The organism is Pseudomonas sp. KBS0710, from assembly GCF_005938045.2.
GTDB lineage: Bacteria > Pseudomonadota > Gammaproteobacteria > Pseudomonadales > Pseudomonadaceae > Aquipseudomonas.
In genome coordinates this window covers 4,232,136-4,251,420 of the sequence record NZ_VCCF02000001.1, presented here as the reverse complement: position 1 = coordinate 4,251,420, position 19,285 = coordinate 4,232,136, and the positions used below count along the sequence as shown (strand labels likewise).

General features: G+C 61.2%; 16 protein-coding genes. 11 read left to right on the top strand and 5 right to left on the bottom strand.

Going from position 1 to position 19,285, the window contains the following annotated elements; genetic code table 11:
• Window positions 1-115 precede the first annotated feature (115 nt).
• From FFI16_RS19475 to pcaC, 10 genes are all read left to right on the top strand, one after another.
• A complete protein-coding gene (locus tag FFI16_RS19475) occupies window positions 116-1,456 on the top strand; it encodes an MFS transporter (RefSeq protein WP_138816394.1) in 1,341 nt (446 codons plus the stop codon).
• 147 nt (window positions 1,457-1,603) lie between these two features.
• Entirely contained in the window at window positions 1,604-2,461 is an 858-nt protein-coding gene (locus tag FFI16_RS19470; RefSeq protein ID WP_138816393.1) for a CoA transferase subunit A, read from the top strand.
• Window positions 2,461-3,240 (top strand): CoA-transferase subunit beta, encoded by a 780-nt coding sequence (locus tag FFI16_RS19465; protein ID WP_017137231.1) that lies wholly within the window; start codon window positions 2,461-2,463, stop codon window positions 3,238-3,240. Before FFI16_RS19470 ends, FFI16_RS19465 begins: the two co-directional genes overlap by 1 nt.
• Window positions 3,237-4,439, top strand: coding sequence for a 3-oxoadipyl-CoA thiolase (gene pcaF / locus FFI16_RS19460; RefSeq protein WP_178112745.1), 1,203 nt, complete (start codon window positions 3,237-3,239; stop codon window positions 4,437-4,439). Before FFI16_RS19465 ends, pcaF begins: the two co-directional genes overlap by 4 nt.
• A gap of 17 nt (window positions 4,440-4,456) precedes the next feature.
• Window positions 4,457-5,161 (top strand): protocatechuate 3,4-dioxygenase subunit beta, encoded by a 705-nt coding sequence (pcaH, locus tag FFI16_RS19455; protein ID WP_138816391.1) that lies wholly within the window; start codon window positions 4,457-4,459, stop codon window positions 5,159-5,161.
• Window position 5,162: 1 nt separating this feature from the next.
• Window positions 5,163-5,729 (top strand): protocatechuate 3,4-dioxygenase subunit alpha, encoded by a 567-nt coding sequence (gene pcaG / locus FFI16_RS19450; RefSeq protein ID WP_138816390.1) that lies wholly within the window; start codon window positions 5,163-5,165, stop codon window positions 5,727-5,729.
• 190 nt (window positions 5,730-5,919) lie between these two features.
• On the top strand, window positions 5,920-7,215 hold the full coding sequence (locus FFI16_RS19445; RefSeq protein ID WP_124385515.1) for an MFS family transporter: 1,296 nt from the start codon (window positions 5,920-5,922) through the stop codon (window positions 7,213-7,215).
• 9 nt (window positions 7,216-7,224) lie between these two features.
• Window positions 7,225-8,589: a 3-carboxy-cis,cis-muconate cycloisomerase gene (locus FFI16_RS19440; protein ID WP_138816389.1), complete on the top strand. Its 1,365-nt coding sequence runs from the start codon at window positions 7,225-7,227 to the stop codon at window positions 8,587-8,589.
• A gap of 10 nt (window positions 8,590-8,599) precedes the next feature.
• Window positions 8,600-9,391, top strand: a complete 792-nt coding sequence (gene pcaD / locus FFI16_RS19435; RefSeq protein WP_138816388.1) for a 3-oxoadipate enol-lactonase — start codon at window positions 8,600-8,602, stop codon at window positions 9,389-9,391.
• Between the two features lie 10 nt (window positions 9,392-9,401).
• The gene (gene pcaC / locus FFI16_RS19430; protein ID WP_138816387.1) at window positions 9,402-9,800 is read left to right on the top strand and encodes a 4-carboxymuconolactone decarboxylase; all 399 of its coding nucleotides are present in this window, start codon (window positions 9,402-9,404) and stop codon (window positions 9,798-9,800) included.
• 128 nt (window positions 9,801-9,928) lie between these two features.
• On the opposite strand, the gene FFI16_RS19425 is transcribed toward pcaC, so the two are convergent.
• The 3 genes from FFI16_RS19425 to FFI16_RS19415 all read right to left on the bottom strand — a co-directional run bounded on the left by FFI16_RS19425 (window position 9,929) and on the right by FFI16_RS19415 (window position 13,878).
• On the bottom strand, window positions 9,929-10,813 hold the full coding sequence (locus FFI16_RS19425; protein WP_138816386.1) for a polysaccharide deacetylase family protein: 885 nt from the start codon (window positions 10,811-10,813) through the stop codon (window positions 9,929-9,931).
• A gap of 154 nt (window positions 10,814-10,967) precedes the next feature.
• A complete protein-coding gene (locus FFI16_RS19420; protein ID WP_256666274.1) occupies window positions 10,968-12,338 on the bottom strand; it encodes a M91 family zinc metallopeptidase in 1,371 nt (456 codons plus the stop codon).
• A gap of 289 nt (window positions 12,339-12,627) precedes the next feature.
• Window positions 12,628-13,878 (bottom strand): OprD family porin, encoded by a 1,251-nt coding sequence (locus tag FFI16_RS19415; RefSeq protein WP_138816384.1) that lies wholly within the window; start codon window positions 13,876-13,878, stop codon window positions 12,628-12,630.
• 201 nt (window positions 13,879-14,079) lie between these two features.
• On the opposite strand from FFI16_RS19415, the gene FFI16_RS19410 reads away from it, so the two are divergent.
• A complete protein-coding gene (locus tag FFI16_RS19410; RefSeq protein WP_138816383.1) occupies window positions 14,080-14,586 on the top strand; it encodes a hypothetical protein in 507 nt (168 codons plus the stop codon).
• Between the two features lie 83 nt (window positions 14,587-14,669).
• On the opposite strand, the gene adeC is transcribed toward FFI16_RS19410, so the two are convergent.
• Window positions 14,670-16,127 (bottom strand): AdeC/AdeK/OprM family multidrug efflux complex outer membrane factor, encoded by a 1,458-nt coding sequence (adeC, locus tag FFI16_RS19405; protein WP_138816382.1) that lies wholly within the window; start codon window positions 16,125-16,127, stop codon window positions 14,670-14,672.
• Window positions 16,124-19,285, bottom strand: a complete 3,162-nt coding sequence (locus FFI16_RS19400; protein WP_138816381.1) for an efflux RND transporter permease subunit — start codon at window positions 19,283-19,285, stop codon at window positions 16,124-16,126. The genes adeC and FFI16_RS19400 overlap by 4 nt, the downstream gene beginning before the upstream one ends.

Here is a 19,285-nt window from a genome sequence, read left to right as displayed (position 1 = left end):
GATCAATTGACGCTGTTTCCCCCGACTTATTACTGTGCGGCAGCGCTCTGAGGAGCCGCCCAATAATAATGACGACCCCAGGTCGTTAGCCCGCCATCGGTGTGGAATAAAAATAATGAATCAGCCTTCTGTCGGTACCACTCTGGACGTGCAGTCCTTTATCAACGCCCAGCCACTGTCGCGCTACCAGTGGCGCGTGGTGATCCTGTGTTTCCTGATTGTCTTCCTCGACGGCCTCGACACCGCCGCCATGGGCTTTATCGCACCGGCGCTGTCCCAGGACTGGGGCATCGACCGCGCCAGCCTCGGCCCGGTGATGAGCGCCGCGTTGATCGGCATGGTGTTCGGCGCACTCGGTTCCGGCCCGCTGGCGGACCGTTTCGGCCGCAAAGTGGTGCTGGTGAGCGCGGTGTTGGTGTTTGGCGCGTTCAGCCTGGCCTCGGCCTACAGCACCAACGTCGACCAGTTACTGGTGTTGCGCTTCCTGACTGGGCTGGGCCTGGGCGCGGGAATGCCGAACGCCACCACGCTGCTGTCGGAATACACCCCCGAGCGCCACAAATCGTTGCTGGTGACCAGCATGTTCTGCGGTTTCAACCTGGGCATGGCCGGCGGCGGGTTTATCTCGGCCAAGCTGATCCCTGCGTTCGGCTGGCATAGCCTGCTGCTGATCGGCGGCATCCTGCCGTTGATCCTGGCGGTGGTGCTGCTGGTCTGGCTGCCGGAGTCGGCGCGTTTTCTGGTGGTGCGCAATCGCGGTACCGACAAGGTGCGCAAAACCTTGTCACCCATCGAACCCACGATCGTTGCCCAGGCCACCAGTTTCAGTGTGCCCGAGCAAAAAACCGTAAAAGCGCGCAACGTCTTCGCGGTGATCTTCTCCGGCACCTACAGCGCCGGCACCTTGCTGCTGTGGCTCACCTACTTTATGGGCCTGGTGATTGTTTACCTGCTGACCAGCTGGCTGCCGACCCTGATGCGCGACAGTGGCGCCAGCATGGAACAGGCCGCCTTTATCGGCGCGTTGTTCCAGTTTGGCGGCGTGCTCAGTGCGGTCGGCGTGGGCTGGGCGATGGACCGCTTCAACCCTCACAAGGTCATCGGAACTTTCTACCTGCTGGCCGGGGTGTTTGCCTACGCCGTGGGGCAGAGCCTGGGCAATATCACCCTGTTGGCGACCTTGGTGTTGATCGCCGGGATGTGCGTCAACGGCGCGCAATCGGCAATGCCGTCCCTGGCTGCGCGCTTCTACCCGACCCAAGGCCGCGCCACCGGTGTGTCGTGGATGCTTGGCATTGGCCGTTTTGGCGCGATCCTTGGCGCGTGGATGGGCGCCACCTTGCTGGGCCTGGGCTGGAACTTCGAACAAGTGCTGACGGCGCTGGTGATTCCGGCGGCGTTGGCCACGGCCGCCGTGGTGATCAAAGGCATGGTCAGCCATGCGGATGCGACCTGACGTAGATCGATAGCCTGCCAACAATCCGTTCGATAATCGAACGCTGAGTCGATTATCGGATTGTTTGGCCCATTTGCCCGGCTTAATCTTCAAGCACTTCGGCGCCACCTCAGCGCCTTTTTCGATCAACACCGGGAGCCCAACCCCATGGCTGAAATTCTCACCTTGCGTGATGCGGTCAAGCGCTTCGTGAACGACGGCGACACCGTCGCCCTCGAAGGCTTCACCCACCTGATCCCTACGGCGGCAGGTCATGAAATCATTCGTCAAGGCAAGAAAGACCTGACGCTGGTGCGTATGACGCCTGATCTGATCTACGACCAGTTGATCGGTGCAGGCTGCGCGCGCAAGTTGATTTTCTCCTGGGGCGGTAACCCGGGCGTGGGTTCCCTGCATCGCCTGCGCGACGCCGTTGAAAAACAATGGCCGCAGCCGCTGGAGATCGAAGAACATAGCCACGCCGACCTGGCCAATGCCTACGTCGCCGGTGCTTCGGGCCTGCCGTTTGCGGTGCTGCGTGCCTACGCCGGTTCCGACCTGCCCAAGGTCAACCCGCTGATCAAAACCGTGACCTGCCCATTCACTGGCGAAGTGCTGGCGGCGGTGCCGTCGGTGCGCCCGGACATCACCGTGATCCACGCACAAAAGGCCGACCGCAAGGGCAATGTGTTGCTCTGGGGCATTCTCGGCGTGCAGAAGGAAGCAGCCTTGGCGGCCAAGCGCTGCATCGTCACCGTCGAAGAAATCGTCGACGACCTGAATGCGCCGATGAACAGTTGCGTATTGCCGACCTGGGCCCTGACTGCGGTGTGCCATGTACCCGGTGGTGCGCACCCGTCCTACGCCCACGGCTATAACGAGCGCGACAACCGTTTCTACCAGGCGTGGGACCCGATCGCCCGCGACCGTGGGACCTTTACCGCGTGGATCGACGAATACATCCACGGCACCGCTGACTTCAGTGAATTCCAGGCCAAGCTGGCCAACGCGCAGGAGGCCAAGTAATGGCTTACTCGACCAATGAAATGATGACCGTCGCCGCCGCGCGCCGCCTCAAGAACGGCTCGGTGTGCTTTGTCGGCATCGGCTTGCCTTCCAAGGCCGCGAACCTGGCACGCCTGACGTCGTCGCCGGATGTGGTGCTGATCTACGAATCCGGCCCGATTGGCGCCAAACCATCAGTGTTGCCGCTGTCCATCGGTGACGGCGAACTGGCAGAAACCGCCGACACCGTAGTACCGACCGGTGAGATTTTTCGCTACTGGTTGCAAGGCGGGCGCATCGACGTCGGCTTTCTCGGCGCCGCCCAGGTCGACCGTTTCGGCAACATCAACACCACCGTGGTGGGGGACTATCACCAACCTAAAGTGCGCCTGCCGGGTGCCGGTGGCGCGCCGGAGATTGCCGGTTCCGCCAAGAGTGTGTTGATCATCCTCAAGCAGTCGGCGCGTTCGTTTGTCGATAAGTTGGACTTCATCACTTCGGTCGGCCACGGCGAAGGCGGTGACTCACGCAAACGCCTGGGCCTGCCTGGCGCCGGTCCTGTAGGAATTATTACCGATCTGTGCATCATGGAACCGGAGGAGGGCAGCCATGAGTTCGTGGTCACCGCCTTGCACCCTGGCGTAACCCGCGAGCAAGTGGTGGCGGCCACCGGTTGGGCGATTCGTTTTGCCGACCACGTAAGCACCACCGCCGAGCCGACCGAGGTGGAGCTGACCGCGCTGCGTGATCTCGAAGCGCGTACTGCTGCTGCCCACGGCCAAGCACCGGGAGAAGCCTGATGCGCGACGTCTTTATTTGTGATGCCATCCGCACGCCCATCGGCCGTTTTGGCGGTGGTTTGTCCACGGTGCGCACCGATGACCTGGCAGCCTTGCCGATCAAGGCGCTGATTGAGCGCAACCCGTCGGTGGACTGGAGCGCCGTCGACGAAGTATTCCTCGGTTGCGCCAACCAGGCCGGTGAAGACAACCGCAACGTCGCGCGTATGGCATTGCTGTTGGCGGGCCTGCCGGAAAGTATTCCGGGCGTGACCCTCAACCGCCTGTGCGCCTCGGGCATGGACGCGATCGGCACGGCCTTTCGCGCCATCGCCAGCGGCGAAATGGAGCTGGCGATTGCCGGTGGCGTCGAGTCGATGTCCCGTGCGCCATTTGTGATGGGCAAGGCTGACGCGGCGTTTTCACGCAACATGAAACTGGAAGACACCACCATTGGCTGGCGTTTTATCAACCCGTTGATGAAGGCCCAATACGGCGTGGATGCGATGCCGCAAACCGCCGATAACGTCGCCGACGACTACAACGTGTCCCGCGCCGACCAAGACGCCTTCGCCCTGCGCAGCCAGCAACGCACGGCTGCCGCACAAGCCGCCGGCTTCTTCGCCGAAGAGATCGTGCCGGTGCGCGTCGCGCATAAAAAAGGCGAAACCCTGGTGGAGCACGACGAGCATCCACGCGACACCACCTTGGAGGCCCTGGCCAAACTCAAGCCGGTTAATGGCCCGGATAAAACCGTCACCGCCGGCAATGCGTCGGGCGTGAATGACGGTGCGGCGGCGCTGATTCTGGCGTCTGCCGAAGCGGTCAAACAGCACGGCCTCACCGCCCGCGCCCGTGTGTTGGGCATGGCCAGCGCTGGGGTTGCGCCGCGTGTGATGGGCATCGGCCCGGTGCCGGCGGTGCGCAAACTGGTGGAGCGCCTCGGTTTGGCGGTCACCGACTTTGACGTGATCGAACTCAACGAAGCCTTCGCCAGCCAAGGTTTGGCGGTGCTGCGTGAACTGGGTATCGCCGACGATGCCGCGCAGGTCAACCCGAACGGCGGCGCCATCGCCCTTGGCCACCCGTTGGGCATGAGCGGCGCGCGGTTGGTGCTGACTGCATTGCATCAGCTTGAGAAAACCGGCGGCCGCAAAGGCTTGGCGACCATGTGTGTGGGCGTCGGCCAAGGCTTGGCCCTGGCGATTGAACGCATCTAATAAGAGAGGATTGTTCCATGAGTGACAAGCCCGGTTACCGGCGCCCGCAAGCGGGCACCCAACCTGATTACCTGCACCCGGCCTACCAGTCGACGAACCTGCGTTCGCCGTCCCAGCCATTGGTGTTTTTGCCGCACTCCTTGTCGGAAATTACCGGCCCGACCATCGGCGCCGAGCGAGTCGACGAGAAGGACAACGACCTCACCGCCCAGCACGCAGGCGAGCCCCAGGGCGAGCGCATCATCATCCACGGCCGTGTGCTGGATGAAAACGGCCTGCCGGTGCCGGGCATTCTGGTGGAGATCTGGCAGGCCAACGCCGCCGGTCGCTACAACCACAAACGCGACCTGCACGACGCGCCGCTGGACCCCAACTTTACCGGCACCGGCCGCACCGTCACCGACGCCGACGGCTGGTATCAGTTCCAGACCATCAAGCCCGGCGCCTACCCGTGGGGCAACCACCACAACGCGTGGCGCCCGGCGCATATCCACTTCTCGCTGTTTGGCCCCAGCGTGCTGACGCGGCTGGTCACGCAGATGTATTTCCCCGGCGACCCGCTGCTGGAATACGACCCGATCTACAACTGCGTGCCGGACACCAGCGCCAAGCAGCGGCTGATCGCCAGTTTTGATCTGGAAAAAACCATTCCGTCCTATGCCCTCGGCTATCGCTGGGACATCGTTTTGCGCGGCCGCGACGCCACGCCGATGGAGAAATGAGATGACCCTCAATGCGACCACGTCCCACACCGTCGGGCCGTATTACCACATCGGCCTGACCTGGCTGAACCGCGAAGACCTGACCGTGCCGGCCACCTTGGGCGAGCGCGTGGCAATCAGCGGGCAAGTGGTGGACGGCAACGGTGATGTCGTCAATGACGCCATGCTCGAAGTCTGGCAGGCGAATGCCGCCGGCAAGTACGACCACCCGGAAGACGAGCAGGCCAAGGCCGTCGATCCCAACTTTGAGGGGTTTGGCCGCGTGCCGGTGGATGCCGAAGGCCGTTTTCGGTTTACCACCATCAAGCCAGGCAGTGTGCCGGGCCTGCAAGGCACGACCCAGGCGCCGCACCTGGTGGTGCTGGTGTTTGCCCGTGGCTTGGTGAAGCACCTGCTGACGCGGATCTATTTCGACGGTGAAGCGTTGAATGGTGATGACCCGTTGCTGGCGTGCGTGCCTGCTGAGCGTCGCGGCACGTTGATTGCCACGCCGGATGCGCAGGGTGTGCATCAGTGGAATGTGATTTTGCAGGGCACAGACAAGGAAACGGTGTTCTTCGATTATTGAGTTGAGCCGGCGGGCGCCATCGCGGGCAAGCACGGCTCCCACATTTTGATCTGTGAACAGGATCAAAGGTGGGAGCTGGCTTGCCTGCGATGGCGCCCTCAAGGCTGCACCTATCCAAAAGTCTGCTTGCGGAACATGGTTGTTGCAAAGTATGTCTAGGCTATAGCCGTTCCCACTGAGTGAAAAAAACATGACAACAACAACGAGTCACTACACCGGAGAAGAACGCAGCAAACGGATTTTTGCGATTGTCGGGGCCTCCTCCGGCAACCTGGTCGAATGGTTCGACTTCTACGTCTATGCCTTCTGCGCGATTTATTTTGCCCCGGCGTTTTTCCCCTCGGACGACCCCACGGTGCAACTGCTCAACACCGCCGGTGTGTTTGCCGCCGGGTTCCTGATGCGACCTATTGGCGGTTGGCTGTTTGGCCGAGTGGCCGACAAGCACGGGCGCAAGAACTCGATGATGATCTCGGTGCTGATGATGTGCGCCGGGTCCCTGGTCATCGCCTTTTTGCCCACCTACAAAGATATCGGCGCCTGGGCGCCGGCCTTGCTGCTGGTGGCGCGCCTGTTCCAGGGCCTGTCGGTGGGGGGCGAATACGGCACCACGGCGACCTACATGAGTGAAGTGGCGCTCAAGGGCCAGCGCGGCTTTTTTGCCTCATTCCAATACGTGACCCTGATCGGCGGCCAATTGCTGGCGGTGCTGGTGGTGGTGATCCTGCAACAGATCCTGACCGAAGAAGAACTGCGCGCCTGGGGCTGGCGTATTCCGTTCGTGATCGGCGCCATTGCTGCGGTGATCTCCCTGCTGCTGCGTCGCACCTTGAAAGAAACCACCAGCAAGGAAATGCGTGAAGACAAAGACGCCGGCAGCATCGTCGCGTTGTTCCGTGACCACGGCAAAGCCTTCATTACCGTGTTGGGCTACACCGCCGGCGGCTCGTTGATTTTCTATACCTTCACCACGTACATGCAGAAATACCTGGTGAACACCGTGGGCATGCACGCCAAGACGTCGAGCTACATCATGACCGGCGCGCTGTTCCTGTACATGTGCATGCAGCCGCTGTTCGGCATGCTGGCGGACAAGATCGGTCGACGTAATTCGATGCTCTGGTTCGCAGGCCTGGGCACGCTGTTCACCGTGCCGATCCTGCTGACCTTGAAAACCGTCACCAGCCCGTTCCTGGCCTTTGTGCTGATCACCCTGGCCTTGGCGATCGTCAGCTTCTACACCTCGATCAGCGGCCTGGTCAAAGCCGAGATGTTCCCGCCGCAGGTGCGCGCACTGGGTGTGGGCCTGGCCTATGCGGTGGCGAATGCGGTTTTTGGTGGTTCGGCCGAAGTCGTCGCGTTGAGCCTGAAATCCATCGGTATGGAAAATACCTTTTACTGGTACGTCACCGCGATGATGGCGGTCGCTTTCCTGTTCAGCCTGCGTCTGCCCAAACAGGCGGCTTATCTACACCACGACCTCTAGGGATGAGTTATGACACTGCGCACGAGCAATCAACTGTTCGACGCTTACTTCACCGCTGACAGCATGGCCGAAGTGTTCTGCGACCAGGGACGTTTGCAGGGCATGCTGGATTTCGAAGCGGCGCTGGCCCGGGCCGAGGCCCGGGTCGGGCTGATTCCCCAAGCCGCCATCGCGCCGATCGCCCAGGCGTGCCTGGCTTCGCTTTACGATGTGGACGCCCTCGGCGAGGCGATTGCCACGGCGGGGAATTCGGCGATTCCGCTGGTGAAGGCCTTGGGCAAATTGATTGCCGCTGAAGATGCCGGCGCCGAGCGTTACGTGCACCTGGGTGCGACCAGCCAGGATGTGATGGACACCGGGCTGGTGTTGCAACTGCGCCAGGCGTTGGCGCTGATCGAAGCGGACCTGGCGCAATTGGGCGAGGTGCTTGCTGTGCAGGCCCAGCGTTATGCCGACGTGCCCCTGGCTGGGCGAACCTGGTTGCAGCATGCGACGCCGGTCACGCTGGGGATGAAAATTGCCGGTTGGCTGGGCTCAGTCACGCGCAGTCGCCAGCGCCTGGCCGAGCTGAAGCCGCGTTTGCTGGTGCTGCAGTTTGGTGGCGCATCCGGCACCTTGGCGGCACTCGGTGAGCACGCCATGCCGGTGGCGCACGCCTTGGCGGCTGAACTGCAACTGAGCCTGCCCGAACAACCCTGGCACACCCAACGTGATCGGCTGGTGGAGTTTGCCAGCGTGCTCGGCCTGATCGCCGGCAGCCTCGGTAAACTGGGGCGCGACCTGAGCCTGTTGATGCAGACCGAAGCGGCGGAGGTGTTCGAACCGTCGGCGCCGGGCAAAGGCGGCTCATCGACCATGCCGCACAAGCGTAACCCGGTGGGCGCCGCCGTGTTGATCAGCGCGGCCACCTGTGTGCCGGGGCTGGTGGCGACGATGTTCAGCGCCATGCCCCAGGAGCACGAGCGCAGCCTGGGCCTGTGGCACGCCGAGTGGGAAACCTTGCCAGAGATTTGCCGGCTGGTGTCGGGTGCCTTGAAACAGGCGCTGCTGGTGAGCCAAGGCTTGGAGGTCGACCCCGAGCGTATGGCGCACAACCTTGACCTGACCCAAGGCCTGGTGCTGGCCGAAGCCGTGAGCATCGTGCTTGCCCAACGCCTGGGCCGCGAGACCGCACACCACTTGCTGGAACACTGTTGCAAACGCGCCGTCGCCGAACGGCGCCATCTGCGCGCAGTGCTGGCAGACGAACCACAGGTCACCGCCGAGCTGTCGGCGGCTGAACTGGACCGCCTGCTCGACCCGGCCCACTACCTGGGCCAGGCGCAAACCTGGGTCACCCGTGCGGTGACCGACCATTTTGCATTGACCGCGTAAGGAGACCGCCGTGGCATTTGTACAACTGGCCGATGGCCCATTGCATTACCAGCTGGACGGGCCTGAGGGCGCGCCGGTGCTGGTGCTGTCCAACTCGTTGGGCACCGACCTGCATATGTGGGACGTGCAGATTCCGGCCTTCACCCAGCATTTTCGTGTGCTGCGTTTCGATACCCGTGGGCACGGCAAGTCTCTGGTGACCGAGGGGCCGTACAAGATCGAGCAGTTGGGACGCGACGTGATTGCGCTGCTGGATGCGCTGGATATCCAACGCGCGCATTTTTGCGGGCTGTCCATGGGCGGCCTGATTGGCCAATGGCTGGGCATCCACGCAGGTGATCGCCTGCTGCGCCTGGTGGTGTGCAACACCGCCGCCAAGATCGGCACGCCGGAGATCTGGAACCCGCGAATCGAGATGGTTTTGCGTGACGGTGCGGCGGCCATGGTAGCGCTGCGCGATGCGTCGATTGCACGCTGGTTTACCGCCGATTTCGCCGCCGCCAACCCGCACCAGGCCCAGCAGATTACCGACATGCTCGCCGCCACGTCGCCCCAGGGTTACGCCGCCAACTGCGCAGCTGTACGGGATGCGGATTTGCGCGAGCAACTGTCCAGAATCCAAGTGCCGACCCTGGCGATTGCCGGCACCGAAGATGCTGTGACCCCACCGGCCGGCAGCCACTTTATCCAGAACCAGATCAAGGGGGCCGAGTACGCCGAGTTCTACGCGGCGCACCTGTCCAACGTACAAGCCGGCGCGGCGTTCAGCGACCGAGTGCTGGAATTCCTGCTGGCCCGTTAAGGAGCTTCTTGTGGACGAGAAACAACGTTATGCCGATGGCCTGCAAGTGCGCCGCGAAGTGCTGGGTGATGCGCATGTCGACCGCAGCCTCAATGCCCTGACCGAGTTCAACAGCGAATTTCAGGAAATGATCACCCGCCACGCCTGGGGTGATATCTGGACCCGGCCAGGCCTGCCTCGGCATACCCGCAGCCTGATCACCATTGCCATGCTGATCGGCATGAACCGCAGTGAAGAGTTGAAGCTGCACCTGCGCGCCGCCGCCAGCAACGGCGTGACCCGCGCCGAGATCAAGGAAGTGCTGATGCAGAGCGCGATCTACTGCGGGATTCCGGCGGCAAATGCCACGTTTCACCTGGCCGAGTCAGTGTGGGATGAGTTGGGTGTCGAGTCGCGCCAGCGAGATTGAATGTGAAATACGCTCAAATGTGGGAGCTGGTTTGCCTGCGATACAGGCAACTCGGTCTGTCAGCTAAACCGAGGTGATGCCATCGCAGGCAAGCCAGCTCCCACAGGAGACTTCCTGTGTGTGCGAGGTTAGTGGGAGTCCGCATCCCACACCCAATTCCACACCCCCGGCAAATGCACGGCTTCATTCACATCCTTCACCGTGCGCGCCAGTGCTGCGCGCTCCAGTTCGGCATGCTCGGTGTAGAACGGCTCGGCAGCGACCTTCATGCCGTTGATGCGCGCGCTGTCCATCAGGATCTGCAAGTATTCCTGCAGGTGTCGCGCGGTGTAACGGTTGATATCGTGGAAGGTCACCACCACCGGTATCACGCCATCGACGGTGGGCAGTTCGCCCAAGGCAATGCGCTCGCGCACCACCGACAGTTGCCGATACAAATTCGCCCGCCGGCGTGGGCTGCCATTGAAACCCCAGATCTTGCCGTCATTGGCACTCAGGTCAGTCAGCAGCACCTGCATGCCGTGGCGCTGGTAGGCGGCGAAAGTGCGTCTGTCGTAGTTCCAGAACGGCGGGCGTACCAGGGTGGGCGCAGTGCCAGTGATTGAGGCAATGTCGGCTGCGCCCTCGGTGAGGGTGCTTTCCAGTTCGGCATCATTGAGCCAGCGATGGTTGGTGTGAAACGCCGTGGCCGTGTGAAAGGCCAATACATGTCCGGCAGCGTATTCACGCTGCATGGTCGTGCGGCCTCGCGGGCTGCCGCCGGAGCGTGAGGCTTCAGTCTGCAGGAAAAACACCGCTTTGATACCAGGCAGCACCGGGTTGTGCGCAAGGTCGGCAATCACGGAGCGGCTCGGGTTGTTGTAGCCCGAGGCGCTGGGGCCGTCATCGAACGTCAGCAGAAAACGGATTGGCGCCTGGGTTTGCAGGCGCTGCGCGGTCTGCGGGGTCATGGCGATGGGGGCGCTGATGCAGCCGCTGAGCAGGATAGACAACGCGATAACAAGGTATTTCATGGCGGCCAGGTTCAAGAGAGGGTTGGCGTCGATGAAATCCCTGTATCGACTGAAGGGCGCATGCACCATACAGCATGTGCACATCGGTGATCACCGGGAAATAAAGTCGGGTGTCTTGGCACGGCGGGCTGCTGCGCCAGCCCGCTTTCAAGTGTCAGGTGTAGCTCGTGCGCAGTGGTTTACCCATTTCTTCGTTCAGGGTGTTTTCGGTAAAAGGGGCTGGGTTGGTCGAGGTTGGCGGGGTGGAGGGGTCGTTATCGAAGTCGTAGGGCGCCGCGCTGCTTGGCAGGCCCACGGCTTGCAGTTCGTTATTGGGTGGGCCGGGGCGCTGAGGGTGAGCGCTGGTCGGATCACTCTCACCGGCCAGGAACGTGCCGTTGGCTCCGTTCCAGGCGTGCGCCATCTCATGGTAGAGCTGGACCAACGGCATATCGCTGCCATGGATATGCGCCGGGTTATAGAAAATCGTAGCGTCGTCCGCGCGGGCGCCAGGCACACCGTCCTTGATGTACCCCATCCTTGGGTCATCCGGGGTCTCGGGATGCTGATGGGCATCGGCCATTCTTTGCAGCTCAGTACTCCAGAAATCGTAGAGGTTATTGGTGCTGTTAGATTGCCTGATGTGGACAGGGGCGCCGTTTTGAACCGCGGCCTTATCCAGCGCTTCCAGCATTTTTTGCCCTTGGGGCGAAGCGCGAAGCAACGCCAGATCGTCTTCGACCCGCTGGATGAAGTCCGGTGATCCATGGATGTTGAACGCTTGTCGGCCCGTTTCGTTTGCTGTTATGCGGGTGACTGTCGAGTGTTGGGTGCCGATCAGGTGATCCGTCGTTTGTGCATGGATACGCGCTCTGAGGGTGTTGGCCCACACGGTGTCATGACCCGGCCCCGTGTAAACGGTAGTCTGGTCGTAGCCGACTAACAGGTCGTTACCCTGGCCGCCATTGAGCACCGTGTGCCCATTGCCCGCGTACAGGCGGTCGTCGCCGGCACCGCCATCCAGGTGGCTGTGTTTGCTCGCCGGCCCGCTGCCTGCGTACAAACGGTCGTTGCCACTGTTGCCGTACAGGGCGGCGTGGCCAGTGCCGCCGGCAATCGTATCGTCGCCCTCATTGCCCTCTGCATAGCCTGTGCCGCTGCCAAGGCGAATATGGTCATTGCCGCGCCCACCATAGATGCTGGTGTGACCGCCTCCAGCCTGCACGGTGTCGTCGCCATCGCCGGCTTCGATCTTCACTCGCACAGTGACATTGGGGTCGAGCGTAATGCGGTCGTCACCCGCCGCGCTTTTGATGTGGAGGAAGGTTGGTGCGTTTGAACGGCCGTCGAAGGTACTGAAGGCGTAGTCGCGACCGTTTATCCGCGCGTACAGCTGGCCGTCAGGACGTTGACTGATATGAATCCGGTCCGATTGATCGCCGGTTTCGATGATCAAAATGTTCTCCAGTGTCTCTGGACGTCCGGGGTTTTTGAGACCCTCGATCAGCATCTGGCCGACACGCAGGTAGCCGTCATCCACCAGCATTTGTGTTTTGGTTCGAGTGGGTGGTGGGCCTGAGGGCGGTTGGGGCTGACTATTGCTGGGTGGAAGTTGGGATGGCGCCATGAAGGGATGGTTATGCGAAGTGACTGAGTTCATGGACGGTTAACCTCGTGTCGGATAGCGTGGTTTTTTGTGTCGGCATTTGCCGCAAAGATGCACGCCTTCAGTCGAGTGATGGGAGGGAAACGTTCCTGTTCTAAGTAAGACAATTTGCTACAAAACAGCCGCGATCAATCAAGACGCGCGGCTGCAGCAGGGGCGGCCTGGTCGCTTACAAGAGGCTGATCGGATAGCTGACGATCAAGCGGTTCTCATCAAACTCATTGTTGCTGTAGTCCCGGCGCATCGTGGAATTGCGCCAGCGCACGTTCAGATCCCTGAAAGTGCCGCTCTGCACCGTGTAGCCTACTTCGCTCTCGCGCCCCCATTCCTTGCCGTCGGTGACGGTGCCGGCGTGCACGTTGCTGCCGCTGATATAGCGGTTCATCAAGGTCAGGCCGGGTATGCCGAGGGCGGCGAAGTTATAGTCGTGGCGCACTTGCCAGGATTTTTCCTGGGCGTTGTCGTAGCTTGAGTTGTAGCTGTCGTTGGCCAGGGTGCCGCCGCTGGTACCGTTGACGCGCATCCAGGCACTGTTGCCGGTGAGTTTTTGCAGGCCGACGTAGAAGGTGTTGCCGCCGTAACGGGCGGAGAACAGGCCGGACCAGGTCTTGTTGTCCAGCTCGCCTGCCCGGGCGCTGCCGTCGTCTTTGCCGTAGAAAAAGCCGAGGTTGGCGCCCAACGTCCAATCACCCAGCGGCTGGCTATGGATCAGGTTGACGTACTGCTGGCTGTAAATGTCTTTGAGTTGGGCATTCCACACGCCAATCTGGGTGCGTTTGTCATTGAAGGCGTATTCACCGCCCTGGAAGTTGAAACGGTCGGAGGTGAAGGCAGTTTTACCGAACATCGACATGTCGGTCATGCTGCTGTCGTCGCGCGGGCTGTTGGCGCGGAACTGGCCGCCGTAGAGGGTCAGGCCGTCGATTTCCCTGGAAGTGATCTGCCCGCCACGCAGGGTTTGCGGCAGGGAGCGGCCGTCGTCCGAACGCAGAATCGGCAGCACCGGCATCCACTCGCCGACCTTGACTTCGGTCTTGGAAATCCGCGCTTTGAACGCGACCCCAAGACGCCCGAAGTTATCCGCCGGGCGGCCGTCGCGGTCCAGCGGCAACAGCTGGGTGCCGCCGGTGCCGCGCCCGCCATCGAGCTTCTGTGAGTACATGCCCAGCACATCCATACCGAAACCCACCGTGCCCTGGGTGAAGCCGGAGCGGGCGTCGAGGATGAAACTTTGCGTCCACTCCTGCGCACCGCCCTGGCTTTTGGTCGGGTTGGTGTAATTGCGGTTGAAGAAGAAATTGCGCAGGTTGAGGTTGGCGCTGGCGTCTTCGAGAAAGCCATGTTCTTCGGCGACGACGGGCAGGGCAAGGCTGGCGACAGCGGTTGCCAGCAATAGCTGGCGCGGGCGGAACGTGCTCATGGTGTTGGACCTGTTGTTATTGGGGTTATGCAGGTGCGGGCCATGGTGCGCGGCGGTGCGGGGGCGATGAAAGTGGGGGAGAGCGGGTTGTGGGCGATGATCGAACGTAAATTGTGCGGCGCTCAACCCGTCAGCTTCTGGCGAATTTGGGTGGGTGTCTACTGTCAGGTTTGACAGTAGATAGCTTGCGGTGACGAGCCTATGTTCGAGACGGTGACTGGGGTTGTTCAGGTGGTTAAGGGAGAAGAACTTATGAGCTTTGGATCAGATATGGGCAAGTTTTTAACGTCCTCGGAGGCGTTCGAGGCGCAGTTGTTGATTGGCGACCGCGAACCGGTTGCCATTCCTTTCGACAAGCGAGAGTTAGAGTCTTATATCAAGGACTACCAGCTCATTATCCGCATGGGGATTGAGGACGCTCCAGGTTCAAAAAATGAACTGACCCTTGAGGCTGGCCAGGGACCCCTGAAATCGGGTATGACGTATGTCATCGGCTCTGGCCCCCAAGCCTTTATAAAAGCCAGTTTTGCTTTAAAAGGTTACATCGAGTACTTCCCCTCAGATGATTACTCGGGGAGTTTGACGATCAAACAGCTTTCCACGGACAGCAATGGCAAGACTATTTTGAGTGGCCTCTTTTCGATTTATTTCAAATCGAATGATGAGGATGTAAAGGTCAACTGCTCAGCTTTTCAAGTGAGCAACTGAATTCACTGCGGCAATACAAAAGATTGGCCATAAAAAAACCGCCCCCTGTAAAGAGGGCGGTTTTTTTTACAACGACATCAGCATCAGAACAACTTCAGCGCCGGTGCTTCTTCTTTCAACGGCTCGTTCTTCGCGGTCTGCTCGTTCCAGCCACCGCCGAGGGCCTTGTACAGGTTGACCTCGCTGTTGAGCTGCGCCAGGCGGTCGGTGATCAGCGATTGCTGGGCACTGAACAGTTGGCGCTGGGCGTCGAGGAAGGTCAGGTTGCTGTCGACACCAATGCGGTAGCGACGCTCGGCCAGGCGATAGTAATCCTGGTTGGCTGCGACGAAGCCACGTTGGGCATCCAACTGCTGCTTGTAGGTCTCACGGGCGGCGAGGCCGTCGGAAACTTCCTGGAAGCCGGTCTGGATGGCCTTCTCGTAGTTGGCCACGTTGATCTCTTTCTGGATCTTCGAGTAGTCCAGGCTTGCGCGCAGGCTACCGGCGTTGAAGATCGGGATGTTGATCTGCGGAGCAAACGACCAGGTGCCCGAACCGCCTTTGAACAGGCCGCCCAGGGTTGGGCTGGCGGTACCAGCGCTGGCGGTCAGGCTGATGCTCGGGAAGAACGCAGCACGGGCCGCGCCGATGTTGGCGTTGGCGGCTTTGAGGTTGTATTCGGCCTGCACAATGTCGGGACGACGTTGCAGCAGGTCCGAAGGCAACCCGGCAGGCACTTCGCTGAGCAGGTCATCCGACAGCGGCTTGCTGGTGATATTCGCCGGCAGGCCAGTGCCCAGCAACAGGGTCAGGCTGTTTTCGTCCTGGGCCACTTGGCGCGTATAGCGCGCCAATTGAACGCGGGCGTTTTCCACCGAGGTGCGTGCCTGGCTGAGGTCGAGGGCCGAGGCCACGCCGACTTCGTTGCTGCGCGAGGTCAGCTTGAAGCTCTGCTCGAACGCGCCGAGGGTGTCCTGGGTCAGCTTGAGCAGTTCCTTGTCGGCCTGCCAGGTCAGGTAGGCATTCGCCACACTGGCCACCAGGCTGATCTGGGTGCTGCGCCGTGCTTCTTCAGTGGCGAAGTACTTTTGCAGGGCTTCTTCACTCAGGCTGCGCACGCGACCGAACAGGTCCAGCTCATACGAGCTGATACCCAGGCCCGCCGAGTACTGGCTGGAGATGCTCGATTCGCCGGTCTGCGACAGCTTGGCCGGGGTACGCGAACGGCTGCCGCTGCCGGTGGCCGAAACCGCCGGGAACAGGTCAGCACGCTGGATCTGGTACTGCGCCGCATAGGCGTCGATGTTCAGGGCCGCGACACGCAGGTCACGGTTGTTGACCAACGCGGTCTGGATCAGCTGTTGCAGGGCAGGGTCATGGAAAAACTGCTTCCAGCCTTGCTCGGCAGCGGCCTGGCCCGGCGCCTGGGCCGACGAGTACGCCGGCCCCTGCGGGAACTGGGCTGCTACCGGCGCTTCAGGGCGCTGGTAGTCAGGGATCAGCGAGCAGCCACTGAGCACGAATGCGGTGACGGCTAAGGAAAGTAGCGACTTGCTCATTGGCCAGCCTCTTTAGGAGTTTCAGTAGTGTCTTTCTTTTTGCGTTCGCCAGCGGCGGATACAGTTGCGTAGAACAGCGGCACCCAGAAGATCGCCAGCACAGTGGCCGTGATCATACCGCCGATCACGCCGGTACCGATCGCATGCTGGCTGCCTGAGCCGGCGCCCGTGGAGATCGCCAGAGGCAATACGCCGAGCATGAACGCCAACGAGGTCATGATGATCGGGCGCAGACGCATGCGGGACGCTTCGATAGCCGCCTCGACGATGCCTTTGCCTTGCTCATGCAGCTCCTTGGCGAACTCCACGATGAGGATGGCGTTTTTCGCCGCCAGGCCCACCGTCACCAACAGGCCCACCTGGAAGAACACGTCGTTGGACAAGCCGCGCAGGCTGGTGGCGATCAACGCACCGATCACCCCCAAAGGTACCACCAGAATCACCGCGATCGGGATCGACCAGCTTTCGTACAGTGCCGCCAGGCACAGGAACACTACCAGCAGCGACAGTGCGTACAGCGCTGGCGCCTGGGAACCGGAAAGGCGCTCTTCGTACGACAGACCTGTCCAGGCATAACCGACACCGGCCGGCAGTTCTTTGGCAATGCGTTCGACTTCGGCCATCGCGTCACCGGTACTGTAGCCAGGTGCCGGGGTACCGAGGATTTCCATCGCCGCTACACCGTTGTATCGCGAAAGCTTGGGCGAACCGTAGATCCACTTGCCCGACGAGATGGCCGACAGCGGCACCATTTTTCCGTCGTTGCTGCGCACGTACCATTTATTCAGGTCTTCCGGCGACATCCGGCTGGCGGCGTCACCTTGTACATACACCTTTTTCACGCGACCACGGTCGATGAAGTCGTTGATGTAGCTGCCACCCAAGGCAATGGCCAGTGTCTGTTGGATATCCGCCAGGCTGATGCCCTGGGCACTGGCCTTCTCGTCGTCAACGGTCAGCTCGTACTGCGGCTCGTCGTTCACGCCGTTAGGACGTACGCCGGCCAGCACCTTGCTTTGTGCCGCCGCACCCAGGAACTGGTTACGTGCAGCCATCAGCTTGTCGTGGCCGACGCCACCCTGGTCTTGCAGGAACACGTCGAAACCAGTGGCGTTACCCAGCTCCAGCACCGAAGGCGGCACGATAGCGAAGACCATGGCGTCCTTGAAGGCCCCGAAGAAGTAACCCTGGGCACGCTTGGCCACTTCGAACACCGATTGGGTAGAGTCACGCTCATCCCATGGCTTGAGCATCACGAACGCAAGCCCCGAGCTCTGGCCACGACCGGCGAAGTTAAAGCCGTTCACGGTAAACACCGACTTCACCGCCTTGCCTTCGCCTGGCTCGCCTTCCTTGTCGTTCAGCAGGAAGGCGCGCATGTCGTCGACGACTTTTTGCGTGCGCTCAGCCGAAGCACCGACCGGAGTCTGCACCTGGGCGAAGATCACACCCTGGTCTTCCTCAGGCAGGAACGCGCTTGGAATACGGGTGAACATCCAGATCATGCCGGCCAGGATCAGCGCATACACCAGGAATGCCGGGATCTTGTGCTTGATCATGCCGCCCACGCCGCGCTCGTACTTGAGTACGCCACGGTCGAAGGTACGGTTGAACCAGCCGAAGAAGCCGCGCTTGGGCTGGCCGTGTTTTTCCGGATCAATCGGCTTGAGCATGGTGGCGCACAAAGCCGGGGTGAAGATCAGGGCAACCATTACCGACAATGCCATCGCCGAAACGATGGTGATGGAGAACTGCCGGTAGATCACACCAGTGGAACCACCGAAAAACGCCATCGGCAGCAGTACCGCCGACAGTACCAGGGCAATACCCACCAGGGCGCCCTGGATCTGGCCCATGGACTTGATCGTCGCCTCTTTAGGCGACAAGTGTTCCTCAGCCATTACCCGTTCGACGTTTTCCACCACGACGATGGCATCGTCCACCAGCAGGCCGATGGCCAGGATCATGCCGAACATGGTCAGGGTGTTGATGGTGAAGCCGCACGCCGCCAGGATCCCGAAGGTACCCAGCAATACCACCGGTACGGTCATGGTGGTGATGATGGTGGCTCGGAAGTTCTGCAGGAACAGGAACATCACCAGGAACACCAGCACGATCGCTTCGATCAGGGTGTGAACCACACCGGAGATCGATTCGGTCACTACCGGGGTGGTGTCATAGGGCACCACCGCCTTCATGCCAGGCGGGAAGAACGGCTCCAGGGACTTCACTGTTTCGCGGATGGCCTTGCCGGTGTCCAGTGCGTTGGCACCGGCCGCCAGCTTGATCGCCATACCCGAAGCCGGCTTGCCGTTGAACTGCGCACTGATGCTGTAGTTCTGGCCGCCCAGTTCGATGCGCGCGAGGTCACCCAGGCGAACCTGCGAGCCGTCGGTGTTCACCTTCATCAGGATCTTGGCGAATTCCTCGGTGCTTTGCAGGCGCGTCTTGCCGATGATCGTGGCGTTCAGCTGGGTGCCGGGCAGGGCAGGCAGGCCGCCCAATTGGCCGGTGGCCACTTGCACGTTCTGGGCCTTGATGGCATTGCTGACGTCCACTGGTGTGAGCTGGTATTTGTTCAGCTGGGCCGGGTCGAGCCAGATACGCATGGCGTACTGCGAACCGAACACCTGGAAGTCACCCACCCCCGCGGTACGGGAGATCGGGTCCTGGATGTTGGACACGATGTAGTTGGAGAGGTCGTCCTTGGTCATGCTGCCGTCTTCGGACACCAGACCGATCACCATCAGGAAGTTCTTCACCGACTTGGTAACGCGGATACCCTGCTGCTGCACTTCTTGCGGCAGCAGTGGGGTGGCCAGGTTCAGCTTGTTCTGTACCTGGACCTGGGCGATATCGGGGTTGGTACCCTGATTGAACGTCACGGTGATGGTCATGCTGCCATCGGAGTTACTGTCCGAGGAGACATAACGCAGGTTGTCGATACCGTTGAGCTGTTGCTCGATCACCTGCACCACGGTGTCCTGCACGGTTTGTGCGGACGCGCCTGGGTAGGTCACCTGGATGTCGATGGCGGTTGGCGCAATGGCCGGGTATTGGTTGATGGGCAACTTCAGGATCGAGAGTGCCCCGACCAGCATGATCACCAGGGCAATTACCCAGGCGAAAATGGGACGGTCGATAAAAAATTTCGACAT